This is a genomic window from Pseudomonas sp. SWRI51 (genome assembly GCF_014268825.1).
GTDB classification, from domain to species: Bacteria; Pseudomonadota; Gammaproteobacteria; order Pseudomonadales; family Pseudomonadaceae; genus Aquipseudomonas; species Aquipseudomonas farsensis.
Genome location: NZ_JABWRG010000023.1, coordinates 29,971 through 52,389 on the forward strand (window position 1 = coordinate 29,971; position 22,419 = coordinate 52,389).

Here is a 22,419-nt window from a genome sequence, read left to right on the forward strand (position 1 = left end):
TGGCGGCGATAACCAGCGCAGCACGCCAGGCCAGGCTCATGCCGCTTGCGCCTGCAAGCGTGCCACCGGGCGTTCACGCACCGGCCAATTCAGCGCGGCGGCCATCACGCTAAGCAGGATCGACAACTGCCAGACAAGGTCGTAGTTACCGGTTTGGTCATACACCACGCCGCCCAGCCAGCCACCCAGGAAAGCGCCCAGTTGATGGAACAGGAACACGATCCCGCCCAGCATCGACAGGTTGCGCACGCCGAACAGCGTAGCCACGGTGCCGTTGGTCAGCGGCACCGTCGATAGCCACAGCAGGCCCATGGCGATACCAAACAGATACGCGCTGTACTGCGTGACCGGTGCCCACAGGAAGAGGATGATCACCACCCCGCGCAGCAGATACAGCCCGGTAAGCAGGCGCGGCTTGGACATGCGCCCGCCCAGCCAGCCGGCGGTATAGGTACCGACAATGTTGAACAACCCGACCAGCGCCAGCACCGTGGTGCCGGTGGTCGCCGGCAAATGCTGATCGACCAGATACGCCGGTAGATGCACCCCGATGAACACCACCTGGAAGCCGCAGACGAAAAAGCCCAGTGCCAGCAGCCAGAAACCTGAATGGGTACAGGCCTCGCGCAGCGCCTGGCCGAGTGTCTGGTCAGGGCCTTTGACCACCATCGGCTTGTCCCGCAACAGCCCCACAAAGGGCACAATCAGCGCCACCAGCATACCCAGCACCAGCAACGCCGCCGACCAGCCAAGCCACTGGATCAAGCCCTGGCTGCCGGGCAGCATAGCGAACTGGCCGAACGAGCCTGCAGCGCTGGCGATGCCCATGGCCATGCTGCGCTTCTCGGGCGGCACGGCGCGGCCGACTACGCCAAGGATTACCGAGAACGAAGTGCCGGAAAGGCCGATACCAATCAACAAGCCGGCGCTCAGCGAGAGCGACCAAGGCGAGTCGGCCATGCTCATCAGCACCAGGCCTGCGGTATAGAGAATGCCGCCGATGATGACCACTTTTGCCGCCCCCAAGCGGTCAGCCAACGCCCCGGCGAACGGCTGGGCCAGGCCCCAGATCAGGTTTTGCAGGGCAATGGCGAAGGCAAAGACGCCGCGGCCCCAACCAAAATCGGCGCTCATCGGCGCCAGGAACAGGCCGAAACCGTGGCGCACTCCCAGCGATAGCGCAAGGATCAGCGCGGCGCCCAGTAATACCCAACCGCTGGTACGCCATAACGAATTCATTATTGTTGTCTCCGGCAGCTCGCAAGGTGTTTGCAGGTATCGTCCCGCTCGTGCAAATCAGGCCGCAGCTTAAGGCGGCGATGAAATGATGGACACCGGCAGCGACCTGTTGCAAGAGTTTTCCGGAGGACAGGTACTCTCTATTTACGTTCCGGGCTGCAAACGCTTGAGAATCGGCTTGAATGCACGGGTCGCCTGGCGTGCGACCGGGTCCGGTGTGCCGTCCTCAATCGCCTGCCAGTACACACCCGGCACCTTGCCTGTACCCAATTCATAGTCCATGCCATCCCAGCTGTCTTCGCGAAAGCTGTAGAACGCCCAATGCAGCTGCTCGCGGTCGAGCACGCTCAGTACATCCTCAAGATATTGCTGACACCCTGCCAGGCGGCGCATGCAACCGAACTCACCCACCACCAGCCGCTTGCGCGGTAGTTGCACCCGCTGCGCCCAGCCCAGTGGCTGTTGCAGGTACTCGGCCACGCGCTGGCCATTCCACTGCACGCTTTGCCCGCCGAAGGGGGCCGGGCCAGGATAGGGGATGGGTTTGTCGCGGGTAAGGTTCGGTGCGCTGGTGGCCGCGTAGGGCTCGTACATGTGCACGCTGTACAGCACCCGCTCATCCTCCAGCGCCGCCGGCCAGTAGCTGAAGGCATCGGCAGCGGCGTACCAGCCAGCATCGACCATTACCGGGGTGGTGCCATCGACTTCGCGGATAGCTGCGATGACTTGCCGATACAACGCCGGCAGGTCGCGGGCACTGCCCTGCTGCTGGGCATACCAGGCCTGCATCTGCGCAGCGCTCGCGTGCTCGGCCAACCCGCCCTTGAACTCAGGGGCCGGCTCGTTGATCAAGTTGTAGGCGGCAACCGCCGGGTGGTCCTTGAGCGCAGTGGCCAGGTCACGCCAGAAGCGTGCGGCCTGCTGCCAGTAGCGCTTGTCTTGCCAGAGCCTGTCGTCGAACTGGCCCTGGTTGTTCTGCGCCCAGCGCATGCCGGGCAGCGAGAGCGGTGCGACGACTACCTTGAGCCCGGCAATATGGGCACGGTCGAGTACCGCCATGAGCTGCTGCAAGTCGGCCTCGGCGAGACCTGTGTAATCGTCGGCATCGCCCAGCAGGAAGTCGCGCCTGGCGGGCTTCCACTTGTCGTAGGACAGGCGTACCCAATTAGCGCCGTAGCCTTGCAGTGCATCGAAGTAGGCCTGATCGGGCGGCAAGCGGTTGAAGCTGTTGCCGCCGTGGCGCGGGGCGTCCCAGAAGTCGATCAGGTCGGCGGCGTGGGAGGCTTGGCACATCAGGGCAAGCAGGCAAAACGATATCCAGTGGCGCATCGGAGCAACCCCAGTAATGGAAGGCCCCTCACGATAAAACGGATCACTCTGAGCCATTTCCGCATTGCGCGTGGGAGGTTTCCGTTTTACAGGTTACGCTGCTGGAAGCACTGCCAACCCCACTACCACCGCCAGCTCCAGCAGTTCCAGCAATGCCCCGGCGGTATCGCCGGTGGTGCCGCCCAGGCGCTTGCACATCAACCGCCGCAAGCTGACGAACACCGCCAACGCCAACAGCAGAATCCACACAGCCGTGGCACCCGCCAGCACCACACAGGCCAGCGCACTGCCCGCCAGCACCCACGCAGCCGCCTGGCGCGGCAGGTGTTCGGCCAGCGCCGCGCCCAAGCCGCCCTTGCGCACATACGGCGTGCACAAAAACAGCCCGAGCATCGCTGCCCGCCCAATCACCGGGGCCAGCAGCAGCACCGCGCCCGCACCACGCTCCACCAGCACCCACAGCGCGCAGAATTTCAGCAGCAACACCAGCACCAGCGTGACCACCGCAATCGGCCCGCTGCGCGGGTCTTTCATGATTTCCAAGGTGCGCTCACGGTCGCCAAAGCCCCCCAGCCAGGCATCGCTGCTGTCAGCCAGGCCATCCAGATGCAACGCGCCACTGAGCAACACCCACAAGGCCAGCAGCAGTGCCGCATGCAACGGCGCCGCAACGCCTTGCAGCAGAGCGCTGGCCAGCCACAGCAGCAGGCCGAACAAGGCACCGACCACGGGGTAGAACAGCAACGAGCGGCCCATTTCGCGTGGCGCCGGCATGCCCGGCAGGGTCACCGGCAAGCTGCTGAGAAACTGCAAGGCGATCCACAACGCCAGCATCTAGACGCCCTCGTGCAACTGGCCGCCCCGCACGTGCACACGCATCAGCGCGCCGTGCCCGACCTCCACCTGCAACAGCTGCTCGCGTGGCAGGCCACGGGCGCGCGCCAGCAGCAAACGCATCACCCCGCCATGGGTCACCAGCAGCACGCGCTGGCCGGCATACTCGCGGGCCAGGGTTTCGATACTGCCAAGCACCCGCTGGGCAAACTCGAGCACCGGCTCGCCGCCAGGCGGGGTATAGCCATAGGGGTCGTTCCAGAACTGGCCAAGCGCGTCGGCCTGGGTCTGCATGATCTGCGCAGCGCTGCGCCCTTCCCAATCGCCGAAATGCAGCTCACGCACCCCAGCCTCGCGGTGCACCGGCAAACCCAGCTGCGCACCCAGTTCGTCAGCGAACAATGCGCACCGCTGTAGCGGCGAGCTGACCAGCACGTCCCACGGACCAGCGCTGGCCACCGCGTCGCGCATCTGCGCCCAGCCGGTCTCGGTCAGGGCATCGTCGAGGCTGCCGCGCAGGCCGCCACCCAGCTCGGTCTCACCATGGCGCAGCAGGTCGAGGATCATGCCGGGCGGTCCGCCACGGCAGCTTCAGCAAAAGTCGCCATCTGCCCGTGCAGGGCACAGGCCAGGCGCAGCAACGGCACGGCCAAGGCGGCGCCACTGCCCTCGCCCAGGCGCAAGCCCAACGCCAGCAGCGGCTCGGCCTGCAGGGCCGCCAGCAGGGCCTTGTGCCCAGGCTCGGCGCCCTGGTGGGCGAACAGCAACCAGGCGCGGCACTGCGGGTTCAAGTGCGCCGCGACCAGCGCCGCAACGCTGCAGATAAAGCCATCTACCAGCACCGCCACGCCATGCTGGGCGCAGGCCAGGTACGCGCCGGCCAGCGCGGCGATTTCAAACCCGCCAACACACCCCAGCGCCTGCAACGGCGCATCGGCGCGCAAGGCGTGCAGCACCAGGGCGCGCTCGATCACCTCAGCCTTGTGCCGCACACCGGCAGGGTCCAGGCCGGTGCCGGGCCCGGTCAGTTCCTGCGCCGGGCAGCCCAGCAAGACGCTGGCGACGGCAGCGGCAGCCGTGGTGTTGCCGATGCCCATTTCGCCGCCGATGAACAGCTGCGCCCCGGCATGCACCGCGCGCAGTGCGCTGTCGCGGCCCGCTTGCAGGGCCGCCGCCAGTTGCGCATCGGTCATGGCCGGCTGGCGGGCAAAGTTGGCAGTGCCCGCGCCCAGGCGCAGATGGTGCACACCTGGCAGCTCCAGCGCGGGGTCAATGGTGCCAAGGTCGACCACTTCAAGGCTGGCGCCAAGCTCGCGGGCCAGCACGCTGATTGCAGCACCGCCGCCAACGAAGTTGCGCAACATCTGCCCGGTGACCGCTTGCGGGTAGGCTGAGATGCCCTCCTCGACCACGCCATGGTCGCCTGCAAAAATGCTGATCGCCACCTGGGTAAGCCTTGGCCGCTCGCAGCCTTGCAGGCCGGCCAGACGAACCGCCAGGCCTTCGAGCTGGCCGAGTGAGCCGGCCGGTTTGGTCAGCTGCTGCTGGCGGGCGCGGGCCTGGTCCATTGCGGCGGTGTCGGGGGCTTGGCAGGCATCACGCCACCACATCTGGGTCATAGAGCAGGTCCTTTAAGCATGAGAGGAAGGCCGGCAACGGTCAGCACCACCCGCTCGCAACGCGCGGCGGCGGCCTGGTGCAGCAGGCCTGCGGCATCGACATAACGGCGGGTCAGCTCGCCCATGGGCACCACGCCCAGGCCGGTTTCGTTACTGACCAGAATGATCATGCCGGGCAAGGTGCGCAGGCAATCGAGCAGCGCATCGCGCTCCTCGACCAGCCGCTGCGGGTCGTCGAGCAGCAACAGGTTGGTCAGCCATAACGTCAGGCAGTCCACCAGCAGGCAACGCTCGACACTGGCCTGGGCTCGCAACACGGCTGCCAGCGCCAGGGGTTCTTCGATCAGCGCCCAGTCGGCGGGGCGGCGTTCACGGTGCAGGCGCACTCGCTCGTTCATTTCGCCATCCAGCGGCTCGCTGGTGGCGATATAGGTGACGGCAAGGCCGCTGTCCTTCGCCAGTTGTTCGGCGAGGTGGCTCTTGCCTGAACGGGCGCCGCCAAGAATCAGGTTACGCATGGGCAATACCACATAGCGCGCGCAGTTGGTCGGTGTCCAGATGCTGCTCGACAAGGTCGGCCAGGCGTTCGATATCGCGCTCGCGCAGCGCCTCGTAGTCGACCATTTGCACGTCTTCGAGCCCGGCCCAGCGCAGCAGCGCGGCGCAGGATGCGGTGCCTTCGAACAGGCCATGCAAGTAAGTGGCAAGGATCTGCCCGTCGGCGCTGATGGCCCCATCGCAGCGGCCATCAGCCAGCTGCACGGCGGGGCATTCAAGGGCCGCGCCGCAGGTAACGCCAGCGTGAATTTCATACCCGCTCACCTGCGCTTGCGCAAGCGTCAGGGTGCCGGCGACATTGCGCAGTTGCTTGTCGGCTTCAAGCACGGTGGTGTAGTCGAGCAAGCCAAGGCCTGCGCTGGAGCCGGCAGGCCCTTCCAGGCCCAACGGGTCGTGCACTTGGCTGCCGAGCATCTGCAGGCCGCCACAGATGCCGATCAGCTTGCCGCCATAGCGCAGGTGCCGGTCGATGGCCGTATCCCAGCCACGGGCGCGCAGGTGGGCAAGGTCGGCGCGCACGCTTTTCGAGCCCGGCAGGATGATCAGGTCGGCGGGCGGGATGGGCTCGCCGGCGCCGATAAATTGCAGGTCGACCTGCGGGTGCAGGCGCAGCGGGTCGAAATCGGTGTGGTTGCTGATGCGTGGCAACACCGGGACGATCACCTTGAGCACCCGTTCGCCCTTCTGGCCCTGGCGCCGGTCGATGCCGTCCTCGGCTTCCAGGTGCAGGTCGGTGACGAACGGCAATACGCCCAGCACCGGTTTGCCGGTGCGCTGCTGCAGCCAGTCCAGGCCCGGTTGCAGCAAGGCGATGTCGCCGCGAAAGCGATTGATGACAAACCCTTTGACCCGCGCCTGCTCGCTCGGCGAAAGCAGCTCCAGCGTACCGACCAGGTGGGCGAAGACCCCGCCACGGTTGATGTCGGCGACCAGAATCACCGGGCAGTCCACCGCCTCGGCAAAACCCATGTTGGCGATGTCGCCGGCACGCAGGTTGATCTCCGCTGGGGAGCCGGCTCCTTCGACCATCACCACACTGTAACCACTGCGCAGGCGCTCATGGGACGCCAGCACCGCCTGCATGGCGATGGCTTTGTAGTCGTGATAGGCGACGGCGTTCATGCTGGCTACCGCGCGGCCGTGGATGATCACCTGGGCGCCGGTGTCGCTGTTGGGTTTGAGCAGCACCGGGTTCATGTCGGTGTGCGGTGCCAGCCGGCAGGCCTGGGCCTGCACCGCCTGGGCGCGGCCAATCTCGCCGCCATCGGCCGTCACCGCGCTGTTGAGCGCCATGTTCTGCGGCTTGAACGGCACCACCTCGACGCCCTGGCGCAACAACCAGCGGCACAAGGCGGTGACCAGCGTGCTTTTGCCGGCATCGGACGTGGTGCCTTGCACCATGAGTGTGGTCATGCGGATACCCGTTGGTACTCAAGCAGCGCATGGCTCAGGCGCTGCATCTGGAATTCGTCGGCAGGCAGGCCGAAGCGCAAGGCCGCAGGCTGCTCGAACAGGCGCACCAGGATGCCGCGCTGGGCAAGAAAGTCATGCAACTGCACGGCCTGCTCGCACACGACGTACTGGAACAGGTCGCAACCGCCACTGGGCGCAAGCCCGCTGCTGCTCAACACGGCTACCAGCCGGCGGCTGAACCTGGCGCAGCGCTGGATCTGCATCAGATGCGCCAGCTCATCGACCAGGCACGCTTTGCCCAGGGCACGGGTCGGGCCACTGATGGTCCACGGCCCAAGGGTTTCGGCCAGCGCATCGAGCACGCAAGGTTCGGCCATGACAAAGCCCAGGCGCACGCCGGCAAGGCCGAAGAACTTGCCAAACGAGCGCAGCACGATCAGCCCTGGTTGCGTAGCCAGGGCGCACAGGCTGAGCATCGCGGTGTTGTCGATGAACGCTTCATCGACCACCAGCCAGCCGCCGCGTGCAGCCAGCCGCGCATGCCAGGCCAGCAGGCGCTCGCGTGGCACCAAGCGGCCGGTGGGGTTGTTCGGGTTAACCAGCAGCAGCACATCGAGGCTGTCGAGCTGACCGTCGACCTCATCGTCGGCAAGCTCCACCAGCGTGTGCCCCGCCTTGCGCCAGGCGTGGCCGTGTTCAGCGTAGCACGGCGACAACACCCCAACCCGGCCAGTGCTGCGCAACTGCGGCAAGGCCTGGATCGCCGCCTGGGAACCTGCCACCGGCAGCAGCACTGTGGCGTTGTAATAGGCGCGCGCCGCCTGTTCGAGGCCGTCTTCGGTCTCTGGCAGGCGTGCCCAGGCTTCTTTGTCAATGGTCGGGACCGGGTACGGCCAGGGCGCGATGCCGCTGGACAGGTCAAGCCAGTGCTGGCGAGCAATACCGTACTGCTGTACGGCGCGCGCCAAGCGGCCACCATGTTCAAGCATAGAAATACCCCCCCAAGGCAATCACCAGCAACCACAGCCACACCCCGCGCTGCACCAGGTTCCAGCCACGCTCGATGGCATCGGCGTCGGCCATCGGCCCTTCCCCAAGGCGTGGGCGCTCATGCAGCTCGCCGTGGTACACCGCCGGGCCGCCCAGCTCGACCGCCAGCGCACCGGCACCAGCCGCCATTACCGGGCCTGCGTTGGGGCTGTCCCACAAACGCCCCTGCTGGCGCCAGCAACGCAGTGCCAGGCGGGTCTTGCCGAGCAGCGCATAGGTCAGCGCCACCAGCCGGGCCGGAACATAGTTGAGCACATCGTCGATGCGCGCGGCGCACCAGCCAAAGCGCTCGAAACGTTCATTACGATAGCCCCACATGGCATCCAGGGTATTGCTCAGGCGGTACAACACCACACCCGGCGCACCGGCCACGACAAACCAGAACAGCGCGGCGAACACCGCATCGCTGCCGTTCTCCAGCACCGATTCGGTGGCAGCGCGGGCCACGGCCGGCTCGTCCAGCTCGCGGGTTTCACGGCTGACCAGATAACCGACGCGGGTACGCGCCTGCTCAAGGTCCCCCTGGCGCAGGGCCTGGGCCACCGGCAGCACATGCTCGCCAAGGCTGCGCAAGCCCAGCGCGCAGTACAACGCCAGTACGTCCACCAGCCAACCGATGTAGGGCAGCCATGACAGAATCAGCGCCAGCAGCGTCAGCGGTACCACGGCGATAAACCAGGCGCTCACACCATGGCTGCGCCAGCCCCGGCCACCGGCGTTCAGGCGCTTTTCCAGGTTGCTCGCCAGGTTGCCGAAGCCCACCAGCGGGTGGCGCCGCTGCGGCTCGCCAAACAAGGCGTCCAACGCAACGCCTGCGACGGTCAGTAACGCCACGCTCATGGGCGTTCTCCCCAGTGGTTCTCAAACAGCATGTCGTGCAACGGACGCTCCTCGGCCCAGTTTTCCATGACCAGCATCGGCGCCGGGTAAAACGCAGCAACCGGCCCCAGGCACAACACCGCCACCGCTTTTGCGCCGGCCGGCATGCCCAGCAGCTCGCCCAGCGCCTGCGGGTCGAACAGCGACACCCAGCCCATGCCAAGGCCTTCGGCACGCGCGGCCAGCCACAGGTTCTGGATAGCGCAGGCAAGCGATGCCAGGTCCATCTCCGGCAGGGTGCGGCGGCCAAAAATATGCGGCTCGCGGTTGTCCATCAATGCCGCGACCAACACCTCGGCGCAGTCGCCGATACCCTCGACCTTGAGCTGCATGAACGCATCGGAGCGCTCGCCCAGTGCCTCAGCGGTGCGCAGGCGCTCCTGCTCGACCAACGCCTGGATACGCTCGCGCAACGCACGCTGGCTGATGCGGATAAACCGCCATGGCTGCATGAGGCCGACGCTGGGCGCCTGGTGCGCGGCGCTCAGCAGGCGCCCGAGCAGCTCAGGCGCCACCTCGCCACCGATGAAGTGGCGCATGTCGCGGCGCTCACCGATGGCCCGGTAGATAGCCGCGCGTTCTGCGTCGCTGTAAGCGTGTTCATTCATGGTCGCAACAATGCCGCCGCCGCATCGGGGTTGGAAGGGAAATAGAAGTGTACGTATGAAGCCGTCAGCCGGCCGGTGCGGTACACCGCTTCGTTACCGCGCCCGCCATTGGGGCTCAGGCCGCGAGCGATGGGCTCAAGCTCGGTGCTGGTCAGCGAATGGTGATACGTGTGCCCACGCAAAGTGCCTTCAGGCAGCTCGACCGCCTGTAGCGCCAGCGCAGCCAGGCGCTTCTGCATGGTTGCCTCGCCGCTCAGCAACCCCAGCAGCGCGGCGCGCTCGCCCGCCACATCGGTCAGCGCATCGAGCAGGTAAAGCATGCCGCCACATTCGGCCAGCAGCGGCTTGCCCTGGGCGTGGTGGGCACGGATCGCCTCGAGCATCGGCGCATTGGCCGCCAGCGCGTGGTGGTGCAGCTCCGGATAGCCGCCGGGCAAGTACAGGCTGTCTACCGCCGGCAGCTCACGGTCGTGCAGCGGCGAGAAGAACTCAAGGTGGGCGCCCAGATTGCGCAGCAGCTCAAGATTGGCGCCATACAGGAAGGCAAAGGCTTCGTCGCGGGCCACGCCAATGCGCACCCCGGCCAGCGTAGCGGCGGGTTGCTGCAGCAGCGGCGCGGCAAAGCTGACCGGCGGCGGCAAGGCCGCATCGCAACTGGCGCCGAGTGCTTCGGCGGCGGCATCCAGGCGGGCGTCGAGGTCGTTCAGCTCGCTGGCCTGCACCAGGCCTAGGTGGCGGCTGGGCAACTCGATACCCCGCTCGCGGGACAGCCCGCCATACCAGCGCAGGCCTTCGGTCAGGCTACCTTCGAGCAGTTGCGCATGGCGCAGGCTGCCGACCCGATTGGCCAGTACGCCAGCGAATGGCAAATCGGGCTGATAGCGCGCAAGGCCCAGGGCCAGGGCGCCGAAGGTCTGGGCCATGGCGGTGCCGTCGATCACCGCCAGCACCGGCACGCCGAAGTGGCGGGCAAGGTCGGCACTGGACGGGGTGCCATCGAACAGCCCCATCACCCCTTCGATGAGGATCAGGTCAGCGTCGGCCGCCGCCTCCCACAGCAGGCGACGGCTTTCGTCGGCGCCGATCATCCACAGGTCGAGCTGGTACACCGGCGCGCCGCTGGCCCGCTCGAGAATCATCGGGTCGAGAAAGTCCGGGCCGCACTTGAACACCCGCACCTTGCGCCCCTGGTTACGGTGCAGGCGTGCCAGGGCCGCAGTGACCGTGGTCTTGCCCTGCCCCGAAGCCGGGGCGGCAATCAGCACGGCCGGGCAGTGCCGGGGTTGGCTCACAGTTCGACGCCTTTCTGCGCACGAATGCCGGCCTGGAACGCATGCTTGAGCATGCCCATTTCGGTGACGGTGTCGGCCATTTCAATCATTTCAGGCTTGGCCCCACGGCCCGTGACGATCACGTGCTGCATCGGCGGGCGCGCCTGGATGTCGGTCAGCACCTGGTCGAGGTCGAGATAGCCGTGCTTGAGGGCAATGTTCAGCTCATCGAGCACCACGAACTGCACCGCGGGGTCTTGCAGCAGTTGCCGCGATACCGCCCAGGCGGCCTCGGCTGCAGCGATGTCGCGCTGGCGGTCCTGGGTTTCCCAGGTAAAGCCCTCGCCCATCACGTGGTAGCGCACCTCGTCCGGGAAACGGCGGAAGAACAACTCTTCGCCGGTGCTGTTGCGGCCCTTGATGAACTGCACCACGCCGCACTGCATGCCATGGCCCAAGGCGCGTGCAAGCATGCCGAAGGCCGAGCTGCTTTTGCCCTTGCCGTTGCCGCTGAGCACCAGCAGCAGGCCGCATTCGTTGGGGGAGTTGGCGATGCGCTCGTCGATGAGCGCCTTCTTGCGCTGCATGCGCGCCAGGTGGCGTTCGTCGCGTTCGGGGGATTCGCTCATCAGGGGTCTCCGCAAACTGCCGCGCGGTGGCGGCAGGTAAAAGGCGGGCATACGGAGAACGCGCAGGAGCTGCGGCATTAGCCACAGTGCACCGCGCATCACCCTCCGTGATGCCGTTGGCAGTTACAGGCCGGTCTCCGGGCTTGTGAGTGGGGCAAAGGCCCCGGCCTGCGCGCCTTCCCGGGTGAGAGCACCCAGTGGCCGTGCGCGGCGTCGACTCACCTACCGTTGCGGGGGCAGCGCCGGAATCGCGCCATGCTGGCACCCACCGGCTTCCCAGTTTCACCCCGCCAAGGCTTGGCTCGCAGGGCACCTGAAACACGCGCGAAGGTTAGAGGGTTGCACCCTGAGCGTCAATGAACGAAGGCCGCAATGGCCTGGATCAATGGCCGATCTGCCAGCTTGTGCCACACTGAGTACAGTGATATCACTTAGCCAGCACCCAGCTGACCTCAATACAATTACAAGGAGAGCGCAGCATGCAAGGCCTGACCATCAATAATCAGCATCTGGAGTTCCTGCGCCCGGCACTGGAGCGCTGGATCGACTGCATCGACCGTTGCAACCAGTTCCATGGCGACAACGAGGCGCCCTACTGGCATGGCACAGCAGCCAATGTCGGCCTGCTGGCCGCTGCCGCCTGGCAGAGCGAGCTGGCCGCATTGGAGCAGACCGTCAGCAAGAAGCAGCGCGACGAAGGCGAGCGTGACGCCCGCTGCGACCTGTCGATCAGTAGCGCCGAAGCATCCGTGTACTTGCATGCCAGCCAGCGCTGGCCGCGCATTGCGCGTTTGGACATGACCGCGGCGCTGCTGGAAACCGCCGTGCAGGCCAAATGCATCGCCTACCCCAGCCAGCTCAAGGCCGGCGCCCTGTTCGTCACGCCATGGAAGGCCGGCCAGCACGCAAGCCCCGAGGAACTGCAGGACCTGGTGGACGATCTGCAAAAGCACACCGCCTGCGCGGTGGCGTGGTACTTCCCGTATGCCTATCGCAAGCTGCACAACGAGCTGGGGCAGTACTTTCCCGGGGTGGCGTTGCTGCTCAAGCAGGCGTGACCGGGTCAGCCGAAGAAGCGCTCGACCAAGCCTGCATCATTCAGGCGCGCTGCGTAGGCGGCGCGGTCGAACAGCTGGCCGGTGCGCAGGTCATAAACCGGCCCGGACGCGGGGGCGGCCACCTCACTTAACCGCACATTGACGAAGTGGTACTCGGCGCCGCGGATCTCGCGCAGCGAATCGATGCGAAAGTACGAGCCCGGCACGAACAGCGTTTCGGCCTCGTTGGCATGGCCTGAAAACGCGCTGACCGGCGTGCCATTGCGATAGCTGCCTGCTGGCAACTCGAATACCACGGAGGTGTCATCGAAAACGCCCTCAACGCCGCTGGCAGTCTTGAGGTTGTTGTCGGCGGCGAACTGGCGCACCACATACGGGTTTTCGGTAAACGAGGTCAGGTCGGTATTGACCAGCACATCGCCCACATTGAACTGCCCGTTACGGAAGTGCGTACCGCTGGTGCTGCGCAGGCCATGGCCGCCGCGATATAGCGGCACATCGCTGTTTTTCGGCAGACGCTCCAGATCATCAGCGAGCTTGGTCACGTAGTCCACTTCATCGCCGTAGGGGAAATCGCGCACGCCTTCGCGCAGGAAGCGGTTGATCTGCGAATCTTCCTCGGTGTACATCAGGATCAGGTGATTCTTGTAGCGGCCGTCCTGCTGATAGGTGTAGGCCGGCGTGCCGCCGTCATCGACATAATCGAAACCGTTGTCGTCCACTTGCGGGTCGTCTTCATCATCGAGTTCAGGGATATCCTGGTCGCCCAGCAACGCCTCCTGCCGCGCCCGGGCGTTGTCCGAGAGGGTGCGCTCGCGCAGCGCATCCGGGCGCATGTACTCGTCCCAGAACGCTGAAGGCTCGCTGGCCAGGTTGCCGGTTGGCGCGCCACCGGCCAGACGTGGCGGTGCCAGCAACTCCCACTCCCCCTCAGCATTGAGCCGCACCGGGCGCAGGGGCCCGAACGCAAACGGATTGTCGGCAGGCACGATCAGCCAGCTCGATGTCTCCGGGCTATAGCGCACGCGATAGGGAACACCTTCCAGCTCGATCCAGCAACTGCCGTCGGTGCCCATGCGCACCCCTTCCAAGCGGCCCTGCCCTAGCGGCTTTGCATCCAGCACGTCATTGGCCTCGATGCCATCGAGACCGGCCGAGGGCGCCTCAAGCACCTCCCAATCGGCCAGCGAGGTTTGCAGTTCGTGAAAAGGCGTCTGGTACGAAAGCAGCGCCATGCTACTGCCTGCGCCCACATCGACCATGCTCAGTGCGGCGAACACTGAATCCAGAATCGCCGCACGCATTGCCGCCTGGCGTTGCTGGGCGCTGCCCGCATGCACGGCAGCATCGATATCCAGGCCAAGCTTTGCAAGGGTCACGCCGAGCAACCCCAGCGACACTGGCCAGCCCATCGGCACAAAGCCACCAAAGACCTGCAGGAAAGCGCCGAGATAGCCGCGCCACATGGCCTTGCGCAACTGACTGTTGTCAGTCATGCGTGCGGCATTGCTCTGCATCTGGTTACGCGCCTGCTCGGTAACGAAAGCAAAGAATGAGGGGCCAACCGGCTTGCGGGCACCTTCCAGCAAAACCAGTGCAGCTTCGTCGCTGTCACTGGCACCTAGCGCCGCCAACGCATCGCCCACCGCTTGCAGCGAAGCCGCGTCATGGGGGTCGGCTACCAGGCCGCGCTTGAACCGCGCCACCTGCTCAGTGTTTGCCAACTGTTCCCGTAGCCACTGCGCCACTGCCTGCAGGGAAGCAAAAGCCTGCAAGGGCTGCTCGGCCCACGGCAAGTACAGCAAGACACCACTGCCAGCGCCCTGCAATACATAAAGGCAGGCACCTGAGACCGCTCCCAGCTCGTAGGCTTCGGCTAACGCGCCGTCCGCCACGGCCTGCTCACGCAACTGCGCAAGGGTAAGTTGCGCATCACTCAAGCCCAACCAGGTGCGCAACTGCTGCGTATCTTCAGGGCTGATACGCCCTTCGCGCTGGGCAACCACGCACTGGCCTAGCAAGTTGACCTTGGCCAGCACTGCAAAGTGGTCCGCTTGCTCGGCCCAAAAGGCGTCGACCTGCTGGCGATACGCCTGGGCAAAGTTCAGCGCCCAGAAGTCGGCCTGTACATCGCGCGGCAGCACCGCCACTTCATTAAGTTCGTCAAAGCGGCTGGCGTGGGGGCCTTGCCGATAGAAGCCGCTGTAGACGCTCAGCTCATCGGACGCCTCCTGAAATGCAGGCTCGAAGCGTTCGATCATCAGCTCAGGAAAGCGCATGGAGCGTGTCGGCGCCTGGTTGTGCGCCCAACCGGTGAAGCTGCGGCCACTGCTGCTAGCTCCGCTGAACTGGTGCCACCAGACCGATTGCGGGTCGAGGTCCTTGCCGGTGTGCTTGCGCAGAATGCGCGCAGCCTCGCTGATTGCTAGCTGGCCGGGGTCTGGGTAGGCGTGCAGCAGGCGCTGCGCCATACGCGTAAGTTCACGGCCGGTGCCGAGCACTGCCAGATTGTGCTGCAAGGTTTGTTCGATGGAGTCCATGGGGCCGCCTCTCTATTGAAGAAGCGCCCATGGTCGGCTGATAGCAGCTGGATGTGCGGTAGATAAAGCCGCTAGGGATTCTGCGCCAGATGGCCTGGGGCCAATACCCGCTTGGCCTGCAGGTAGGCCTTGGCCCAGTAGCTGTTGGACAGGTAGTCCAGGCGCACCGTGCCACCGGTGGACGGGGCATGCACAAAGCGCCCCTCCCCCACATAGATACCCGCATGGCTGACCTGCGCCCCGCCATTGGTGGCAAAGAACACCAGGTCGCCCGACTGCAGGGCATTGATGTCGACATTGGGGGCACGCATGACGATCATGTCGCGGGTGGTCCGCGGCAGGCTGATACCGGCTGCATCGCGGTACACATAACCGATCAGGCCGCTGCAATCAAAACCTGAGTCCGGCGTGTTGCCACCCCAGCGGTACGGCGTGCCAACCAGGCCGATGGCGCGGAACAACACATCTTCGGCGGCCGGCGAAGCAGGCTGCTGATTGAAGGTAACGGTTGGGTAGACCGGCGCCGGGGCCGGAGCACGGCTGGAACAGGCCGCGAGCAGGGCCACCGCCGAGAGCAATGCGAAACGCGCCAACATCGCCATGAGAGGAACTTCCTGTCAGGGAGGCTCCGGCCGTAGCCGAAGATTAAAAGAGTTGAGAAATTAGATTAGACGTTTTCTGTAAACGCGCACGGCGGCGAGCTTTTCAGCTGCGCCGCCGTGGCAGATTACATCATTTTGATATCAAATCAATTGCGCGAGAGCGTGGTGCTCGGGGCCATGGCCAGGGCGCGTTTGGCTTCGATGAACGTCTTGCTCCAGTAGCGATCGCCAAGGCTGTCGATACGTACGCCACCGCTGCGGCGGCTGCTGGAGTGGATGAACTGGTTGTCACCCAGGTAGATGCCGGCGTGGCTCACGCGGCCACGGCCATTGGTGCTGAAGAACAGCAAGTCGCCCGGCTTGAGCTTGTTGCGCGCAACCTTCGGGGCATTGACGTTGATCATTTCGCGGGTAGAGCGTGGCAGGTTCATGCCGGCTTCTTCGCGGAACAGATAGCCAATGAAACCGCTGCAATCGAAGCCCGACTTGGCCGAAGTACCGCCAAACTGGTAGCGGGTGCCGATCAGCGACATACCACGCTCAAGAATGCTGTCTGCCAGCACTGGCATCTGGTAAGGCTTGCTGCTGGAGAAGGTGTTGAGGTCTTCTTCGCTGGCCAGCTCTTCTTCGGTGAATACGGAAGAGGTGGATGGCTTGGCTTGAACCGATTGCTCGGAAACCGGGCGCTGCGGCTGCGAAGGGGTGGTTGGGCCAGTGGTGGCGCAACCGAACAATACCGTGGCAAGTGCAAGTGGCACGAGGGGTGCGAAGCGCTTCAGCATGGGCACGACCGTGTCTGTAGTCCTTTAGAAGGAGGAAACTATGCCCTCTATCGGAACCATTTGCAAATATTATCGATAAATGTGTGACTTTTACGTTTTTCCGCTCTGGCGCCGTGTTTTCAGGGGCTTACCAGCCAAGGGTTTCCTTGAGGAAGGGGATGGTCAGCTTGCGCTGGGCTTGCAGGGAAGCTTGGTCGAGACGTTCGAGCAGGTCGAACAGTGCGCTCATGCTGCGCGTGCCGCGGGTCAGGATGAAGTGGCCGACCTCGTCGGTCAGGTGCAGGCCACGGCGCGAGGCGCGCAATTGCAGGGCACGGAGCTTTTCTTCATCGGACATGGCGCGCATCTGGAAAATCAGCGCCAGGGTTAGCCGCGACTTGAGGTCGGCAAGCTTGATAGGCAGCTCACGCGGGGAGCTGGAGGCCGCCAGCAACAGGCGCCTGCCGCTGTCGCGCAGGCGGTTGAACAGGTGGAACATCGCCTCTTCCCAATCCGCCTTGCCAGCGATTACATGGAGGTCGTCGATGCACACCAGTTCGTATTGTTCGAGGTGGTCGAGCAGCTCGACGCCACGGTCGAGCAGCTGGGCCAACGGCAAATACACGGCGGGTTCGCCGAGCTGCTGGAAACGTTGGGTCGCGGCCTGCAGCAGGTGGGTGCGGCCCACACCCTGCTTGCCCCACAGGTAGATGAGGCTTTCGGTCCAACCCGCGTCGGCTTCGCACAAACGCTCGACATAGCCCAATGCAGCTGCATTGGCGCCTGGGTAGTAGTTGATGAAGGTGGCGTCATCACGCAGACGCACACCCAGGGGCAACTGGATCGGTTTCATGCTCGCGGGTGGTCGCAGCGACCACAGAGGCCCTATGGTGAAGAGTGTGCAAAGTCTATACCCGCAGCGCGGGCGGCACAATCGGCCAACGCCGGAGCACGAACAAAATCAAGCAGTTGCGCTGCAAAAGCAGCGCAACTGCTTGGCCAGGTCAGAGATCGGGGTCGATTTCCCCGGCATACATGTCCGACTCTTTATACAGGCTGTGCACATGGCGCAGCAGCACCATGATCACTGCCGCCACCGGCAGGGCCAGCAACACCCCGGTAAAGCCGAACAACTCGCCGCCGGCAAGGATGGCGAAAATCACCGCAACCGGATGCAGGCCGATACGGTCACCCACCAACAGCGGCGTCAGCACCATGCCCTCAAGGGCCTGGCCGACCATGAAGACCGCGACGATGGCCAGCATCGGGTAAGGCTCGCCACCGAACTGGAACAACCCGGCAATGATTGCCGCGCCGATACCAATAATGAAGCCCATGTACGGGACAATCGCCGCAAGCCCGGCCAGCATGCCGATCAGCAGCCCCAACTCCAGCCCCACCAGCATCAGCCCGGATGAATAGATGACGCCGAGGGCGAGCATCACCAGCAACTGGCCACGCACGAAGGCGCCCAGCACTTCGTGGCACTCCCCGGCCAGCGCCACCACCTGCGGCTCGTGCTGACGCGGCAGCAGGCTGCGCAGCTTGGCCATCATCAGGTCCCAGTCGCGCAGCAGGTAGAAGCCTACCACCGGGATCAACACCAGGTTGGCCACCCAGCCGATCAGCGCCAGGCCTGAAGCCGTGGCCTGGGACAGCACCACGCCGACGATGTCGGTGGTCTGGCCCATGTGCTCGCCGATGGCGGCCTTGATCTTGTCGAACTTCCAGAAGCCGTCGGCCAGGCCCAGGCGGCTTTGCACCCACGGCAGCGCAACGTGCTGCAGCCAGTCGAGCATCTGCGGCGCCAGTTCGTACAGGCGCACCAGCTGCTTGGCCAGCATCGGGATCAGCACCAGCAACAGCGCGAGGAAGATCAACGTGAACAGGCTGAACACCACCACCACGCCCCAGGTGCGCGACAGCCCCATGCGCTCAAGGCGATCGACCAGCGGGTCGGCCAGGTAAGCCAGCAGGATACCCACCAGGAACGGCGACAGAATGTTGTGCAGCAAGTACAGCAGCAGGGCAATCAGCAGTGCTGCGCCAAGCCAGATCCAGCGACGCAAGTCAGTCATAGCAAAGCTTCCTTACCAACGAAAACGCATGCCGTCGAACTGCTTGGGGGCAGCAGGCTGGGGGCTTGCAGTGGGTTCGGCTTGAGCGGCCTGGGCAGGCGCCGCGGGCTCGGCCGGCACCTCTTGCAGGCGAGCCAGTGCCAATTGCGCGCGCAATTGCTCACGGTTACCGCTGACGGCGTAGGTCAGGGTACTGCCTTCGGCCATCTGCAAGCGGGCGCCGTAAGGCTCAAGCACCCGGCTGAGTTCGGCATAGTGCGCAAGGTTCATGCCCTCGACCTGCACCAGCAGTTCGCTGCTAGCCCCCGGCCGGGTGACATAACGCGGCGCCAGGCGGTTGCTCACCGCCAGCAGCACGGCATCGGCCAAAGCAGCCTGGTCGGCGCCTTCGGCGGTGCCTTGCTCGCGGTCATCGCCCAGCCACAGCTGCCATTTGCCCTGCCACTTGCCGTCGGCCTCACGGGCGTGCACGGCCAGCAACGCATCCGCGCCATAGCGCTCGGAGGCTTCGCGCAGCGCGGTCGGGTCTTTGCCTTCGATGTGCTTGGCGTCAGCCACCAGTTGTTCCTGCAGGTCGGCCAGTGGCAAACGCAGCGGCAGGCCACGGTGCTGGGCCGCGCGGTGCAGCGGCTCGGCAGCGCTTTGGCCATCACCGACCAGGTTGCTGCCCTCGATGCCGTCGTTCAACCACCAGCCAATGATTGCCGGGCGGTTGCTGCCCCACAGCGCCAGGCCCGCCTTGCGCAGGGCGCGCTCGGTACTGCCAGGGTCGAACTCGACCAGTACCGACTCGGGCGGCCCGGCCTCGCTGCCCACCTGGTTGACGATTTGCTGCGGGTCTTTGCGCAGGCCGGCCAGCGCCTGGCTTTGCGGCGCCTTGGGGTCGCCGGTCAGGCGCAGCACCAGGGTATCGAAGGCTTTGCTGGTGGCTTCGGCACGGGCTTCGCTGCCTTGGCCGGCAAGCGGCTCGCGCACCTGATACAGGCCTGAGACGGTTTCGGCCTGGGCGCTGATGCAGACCAGTGCCAGGCAACCGGCGGCGAAATGATTGAGCAGACGCATGGGGAATTCCTGTCCAGATAACCGGGGGCAACACACTTGCACTGTGGGCTGTGACCACACCGCCGGGCTGAATGCTGCGCCACAGCCGGTGTTTGTGCGGGTTGCCATGCCTATACCTTATACAGGCACTGGCGCGGCAACCAGTCGCGCAAGGTGAAAGCGCTTTTTTCAGCAGATTTGCACCCTGCCCGTCGGCCTGAGGATGGCCGCCTTGGGGTAACCCTGATAAAATCGCGCGCCTTCGCAGACCAGTGACGTACAGGCAGCCGCCGCTTACACAGCCGGCATTGGCCGTCACGGTCGTTTTTCTGAATCCCTCCCTCTTAAAGGCCTGGATCAATGAGCAAGCAACCCTCCCTGAGCTACAAAGACGCCGGTGTAGACATCGACGCCGGCGAAGCACTGGTCGAACGCATCAAGGGCGTCGCCAAGCGCACCGCACGCCCTGAAGTCATGGGTGGCCTGGGCGGCTTCGGCGCCCTCTGCGAGATCCCGGCCGGCTACAAGCAACCGGTCCTGGTTTCCGGCACCGACGGCGTTGGCACCAAGCTGCGCCTGGCGCTGAACCTGAACAAGCACGACAGCATCGGCCAGGACCTGGTCGCCATGTGCGTCAACGACCTGGTGGTGTGCGGCGCCGAGCCGCTGTTCTTCCTCGACTACTACGCCACCGGCAAGCTCAACGTCGACGTGGCCGCCACTGTTGTAACCGGCATTGGCGCCGGTTGCGAACTGGCCGGCTGCTCGCTGGTCGGTGGTGAAACCGCCGAAATGCCTGGCATGTACGAAGGCGAAGACTACGACCTGGCCGGCTTCTGCGTCGGCGTGGTGGAAAAGTCGGAAATCATCGACGGCTCCAAAGTAGCCGCCGGCGACGCCCTGATCGCCCTGCCCTCCTCCGGCCCGCATTCCAACGGCTACTCGCTGATCCGCAAGATCCTCGAAGTGTCCGGCACCGATATCGAGAACACCCAACTCGACGGCCAGCCGCTGGCCGACCTGCTGATGGCGCCAACCCGCATCTACGTCAAGCCACTGCTGCAACTGATCAAGCAGACCGGCGCAGTCAAGGCCATGGCCCACATCACCGGTGGTGGCCTGCTCGACAACATCCCGCGCGTGCTGCCAAAAGGCGCCCAGGCCGTGGTTGACGTGGCCAGCTGGCAGCGCCCGGCAGTGTTCGACTTCCTGCAGCAAAAAGGCAACGTCGACGAGCACGAAATGCACCGCGTCCTGAACTGCGGCGTCGGCATGGTCATCTGCGTTGCCCAGGACCAGGTCGACAACGCCCTGAACGTCCTGCGCGCCGCCGGCGAGCAGCCTTGGGTCATCGGCAGCATCGGCGTTGCCGCCGAAGGCGCCGCCCAGGTCGAGCTGCAAAACCTCAAGGCGCACTGATGCCTGGCAATACCTGTAACGTGGTGGTGCTGCTGTCGGGTTCCGGCAGCAACCTGCAGGCGCTGATCGACAGCGCCAGCGCAGGTGACAGCCCGGTGCGCATCCGCGCGGTGGTTTCCAACCGCGCCGATGCCTACGGCCTGCAACGCGCAAAAGCTGCCGGCATCGACACCGCGGTGCTCGAACACGCAGGCTTTGCCGGCCGTGAAGCCTTCGATGCAGCGCTGATGGCGCTGATCGACGGCTTCAGCCCGGACCTGGTGGTACTGGCGGGGTTCATGCGTATCCTAAGTGGCGGCTTCGTGCGCCACTACCAGGGGCGTCTGCTCAACATCCACCCGTCATTGCTGCCCAAGTACAAGGGCCTGCACACCCATCAACGGGCGCTGGAGGCAGGCGATAGCGAGCACGGCTGCAGCGTGCACTTCGTCACCGAGGAACTCGATGGCGGGCCTCTGGTCGTACAGGCTGTAGTTCCGGTTGCTACCGATGACACCGCGCAGACACTCGCCCAGCGGGTGCACCTGCAGGAACACCAGATCTACCCGCTGGCCGTGCGCTGGTTTGCTGAAGGTCGCTTGCGCCTTGCTGATCAGGGTGCGTTACTGGATGGCGAACCGCTGGCGGCCAGTGGTCACTTGATTCGATCCTAGGAGAAACTATGCGTCGTGCCCTGCTGATGGCTCTCGCCGTGCTCGCCCTGCCGCTCCAGGCAGCCGATCTGAAGCCTTTCAAGGCCAGCTACACCGCAGACTGGAAACAGTTGCCCATGAGCGGCACCGCCGAGCGCAGCCTGGTGGAAAACGCCAATGGCAGCTGGGAGCTCAACTTCAAGGCTTCGATGATGATCGCCAGCCTGACCGAGCAAAGCAGCGTGCGCATGGACAAGGACACGCTGCTGCCGCAGAAGTACCACTTCGAACGCGGCGGGCTGGGCAAGGCCAAGAAAGTTGACCTGGACTTCGACTGGACCAGCAAGAAGATCACCGGCAGCGACCGCGGCGATGCGGTGAACCTGCCGCTGAACCGTGGCGTGCTGGACAAGTCCTCTTATCAGTTGGCGCTGCAGCATGATGTAGCGGCGGGCAAGAAGAGCATGAGCTACCAGGTGGTCGATGGCGACGAGATCGATACCTACGACTTCCGCGTGCTGGGCACCGAAAAAGTTGCGACCAAGACCGGCCAGGTCGAAGCCATCAAGGTGGAGCGCGTGCGCGATCCTAGCCAGAGCAAGCGCGTGACCGAGCTTTGGTTCGCCAAGGATTGGGATTACCTGCTGGTGCAGCTGCGTCAGGTTGAGACTGACGGCAAAGAGTATGTAATCGTGCTGCAGGACGGCACGGTTGATGGCAAGGCGGTCAAGGGTAACTGACCACTCGCCTGTAGCGCCTGAAGCCCCGCCTTGTGCGGGGCTTTTTTGTGGCTGAAGCCTGGCGCTGTAGGAGCGGCCTTGTGTCGCGAAAGGGCTGCGGAGCAGCCCCGACGATCTTG

General features: G+C 64.9%; 22 protein-coding genes and 1 riboswitch. Of the genes, 4 read left to right on the plus strand and 18 right to left on the minus strand.

Annotated elements, in window-relative coordinates; all coding sequences use genetic code 11:
• Window positions 1-36: 36 nt before the first annotated feature.
• From HU720_RS10105 to cobO, 12 genes are all read right to left on the minus strand, one after another.
• Window positions 37-1,239 carry an MFS transporter gene (locus HU720_RS10105; protein WP_186519689.1) on the minus strand — a complete coding sequence of 401 codons (1,203 nt, stop codon included), beginning with the start codon at window positions 1,237-1,239 and terminating at the stop codon, window positions 37-39.
• A gap of 144 nt (window positions 1,240-1,383) precedes the next feature.
• A complete protein-coding gene (locus HU720_RS10110; RefSeq protein ID WP_238337673.1) occupies window positions 1,384-2,532 on the minus strand; it encodes a cellulase family glycosylhydrolase in 1,149 nt (382 codons plus the stop codon).
• A gap of 129 nt (window positions 2,533-2,661) precedes the next feature.
• Window positions 2,662-3,402 carry an adenosylcobinamide-GDP ribazoletransferase gene (locus tag HU720_RS10115; protein WP_186519693.1) on the minus strand — a complete coding sequence of 247 codons (741 nt, stop codon included), beginning with the start codon at window positions 3,400-3,402 and terminating at the stop codon, window positions 2,662-2,664.
• Window positions 3,403-3,969, minus strand: a complete 567-nt coding sequence (gene cobC, locus HU720_RS10120) for an alpha-ribazole phosphatase family protein (protein WP_186519695.1) — start codon at window positions 3,967-3,969, stop codon at window positions 3,403-3,405. It abuts the gene before it with no gap.
• Window positions 3,966-5,021, minus strand: coding sequence for a nicotinate-nucleotide--dimethylbenzimidazole phosphoribosyltransferase (gene cobT, locus HU720_RS10125; protein WP_186519697.1), 1,056 nt, complete (start codon window positions 5,019-5,021; stop codon window positions 3,966-3,968). Before cobT ends, cobC begins: the two co-directional genes overlap by 4 nt.
• The gene (gene cobU, locus HU720_RS10130; protein ID WP_186519699.1) at window positions 5,018-5,539 is read right to left on the minus strand and encodes a bifunctional adenosylcobinamide kinase/adenosylcobinamide-phosphate guanylyltransferase; all 522 of its coding nucleotides are present in this window, start codon (window positions 5,537-5,539) and stop codon (window positions 5,018-5,020) included. The genes cobT and cobU overlap by 4 nt, the downstream gene beginning before the upstream one ends.
• Window positions 5,532-6,992 (minus strand): cobyric acid synthase, encoded by a 1,461-nt coding sequence (locus tag HU720_RS10135; RefSeq protein WP_186519701.1) that lies wholly within the window; start codon window positions 6,990-6,992, stop codon window positions 5,532-5,534. The genes cobU and HU720_RS10135 overlap by 8 nt, the downstream gene beginning before the upstream one ends.
• Window positions 6,989-7,981 carry a threonine-phosphate decarboxylase CobD gene (cobD, locus tag HU720_RS10140; protein WP_186519703.1) on the minus strand — a complete coding sequence of 331 codons (993 nt, stop codon included), beginning with the start codon at window positions 7,979-7,981 and terminating at the stop codon, window positions 6,989-6,991. The genes HU720_RS10135 and cobD overlap by 4 nt, the downstream gene beginning before the upstream one ends.
• Window positions 7,974-8,882: an adenosylcobinamide-phosphate synthase CbiB gene (gene cbiB / locus HU720_RS10145; protein WP_186519705.1), complete on the minus strand. Its 909-nt coding sequence runs from the start codon at window positions 8,880-8,882 to the stop codon at window positions 7,974-7,976. Before cbiB ends, cobD begins: the two co-directional genes overlap by 8 nt.
• Complete coding sequence (gene bluB, locus HU720_RS10150) at window positions 8,879-9,529, minus strand: 5,6-dimethylbenzimidazole synthase (RefSeq protein WP_186519714.1); 651 nt, start codon at window positions 9,527-9,529, stop codon at window positions 8,879-8,881. The genes cbiB and bluB overlap by 4 nt, the downstream gene beginning before the upstream one ends.
• Window positions 9,526-10,821: a cobyrinate a,c-diamide synthase gene (locus tag HU720_RS10155; protein WP_186519716.1), complete on the minus strand. Its 1,296-nt coding sequence runs from the start codon at window positions 10,819-10,821 to the stop codon at window positions 9,526-9,528. Before HU720_RS10155 ends, bluB begins: the two co-directional genes overlap by 4 nt.
• The gene (gene cobO / locus HU720_RS10160; protein ID WP_186519719.1) at window positions 10,818-11,429 is read right to left on the minus strand and encodes a cob(I)yrinic acid a,c-diamide adenosyltransferase; all 612 of its coding nucleotides are present in this window, start codon (window positions 11,427-11,429) and stop codon (window positions 10,818-10,820) included. The genes HU720_RS10155 and cobO overlap by 4 nt, the downstream gene beginning before the upstream one ends.
• 110 nt (window positions 11,430-11,539) lie before the next feature.
• Window positions 11,540-11,761, minus strand: a riboswitch (cobalamin riboswitch).
• A gap of 147 nt (window positions 11,762-11,908) precedes the next feature.
• Here cobO and HU720_RS10165 point away from each other — a divergent pair.
• Window positions 11,909-12,487, plus strand: a complete 579-nt coding sequence (locus HU720_RS10165; RefSeq protein ID WP_186519721.1) for a hypothetical protein — start codon at window positions 11,909-11,911, stop codon at window positions 12,485-12,487.
• 5 nt (window positions 12,488-12,492) lie between these two features.
• On the opposite strand, the gene HU720_RS10170 is transcribed toward HU720_RS10165, so the two are convergent.
• The 6 genes from HU720_RS10170 to HU720_RS10195 form a co-directional block, all read right to left on the minus strand.
• The gene (locus tag HU720_RS10170) at window positions 12,493-15,027 is read right to left on the minus strand and encodes a DUF6543 domain-containing protein (RefSeq protein WP_186519723.1); all 2,535 of its coding nucleotides are present in this window, start codon (window positions 15,025-15,027) and stop codon (window positions 12,493-12,495) included.
• A 71-nt stretch (window positions 15,028-15,098) separates the two neighbouring features.
• Window positions 15,099-15,629, minus strand: a complete 531-nt coding sequence (locus tag HU720_RS10175; protein WP_186519725.1) for a C40 family peptidase — start codon at window positions 15,627-15,629, stop codon at window positions 15,099-15,101.
• Window positions 15,630-15,775: 146 nt separating this feature from the next.
• Complete coding sequence (locus HU720_RS10180; protein WP_186519727.1) at window positions 15,776-16,411, minus strand: C40 family peptidase; 636 nt, start codon at window positions 16,409-16,411, stop codon at window positions 15,776-15,778.
• Between the two features lie 127 nt (window positions 16,412-16,538).
• Window positions 16,539-17,243, minus strand: coding sequence for a DnaA regulatory inactivator Hda (gene hda / locus HU720_RS10185; protein ID WP_186519729.1), 705 nt, complete (start codon window positions 17,241-17,243; stop codon window positions 16,539-16,541).
• 151 nt (window positions 17,244-17,394) lie between these two features.
• On the minus strand, window positions 17,395-18,468 hold the full coding sequence (locus tag HU720_RS10190) for an AI-2E family transporter (protein ID WP_186519731.1): 1,074 nt from the start codon (window positions 18,466-18,468) through the stop codon (window positions 17,395-17,397).
• A 12-nt stretch (window positions 18,469-18,480) separates the two neighbouring features.
• On the minus strand, window positions 18,481-19,530 hold the full coding sequence (locus tag HU720_RS10195) for a DUF2066 domain-containing protein (RefSeq protein ID WP_186519733.1): 1,050 nt from the start codon (window positions 19,528-19,530) through the stop codon (window positions 18,481-18,483).
• 339 nt (window positions 19,531-19,869) lie between these two features.
• Between HU720_RS10195 and purM the strand changes: the two genes are divergently transcribed.
• The 3 genes from purM to HU720_RS10210 are packed head-to-tail and all read left to right on the plus strand — an operon-like array spanning window position 19,870 to window position 22,300.
• A complete protein-coding gene (gene purM, locus HU720_RS10200; protein WP_186519735.1) occupies window positions 19,870-20,928 on the plus strand; it encodes a phosphoribosylformylglycinamidine cyclo-ligase in 1,059 nt (352 codons plus the stop codon).
• Window positions 20,928-21,581: a phosphoribosylglycinamide formyltransferase gene (purN, locus tag HU720_RS10205; protein ID WP_186519737.1), complete on the plus strand. Its 654-nt coding sequence runs from the start codon at window positions 20,928-20,930 to the stop codon at window positions 21,579-21,581. Before purM ends, purN begins: the two co-directional genes overlap by 1 nt.
• Before the next feature lie 8 nt (window positions 21,582-21,589).
• Entirely contained in the window at window positions 21,590-22,300 is a 711-nt protein-coding gene (locus HU720_RS10210) for a DUF3108 domain-containing protein (RefSeq protein ID WP_186519739.1), read from the plus strand.
• Window positions 22,301-22,419: the final 119 nt, after the last annotated feature.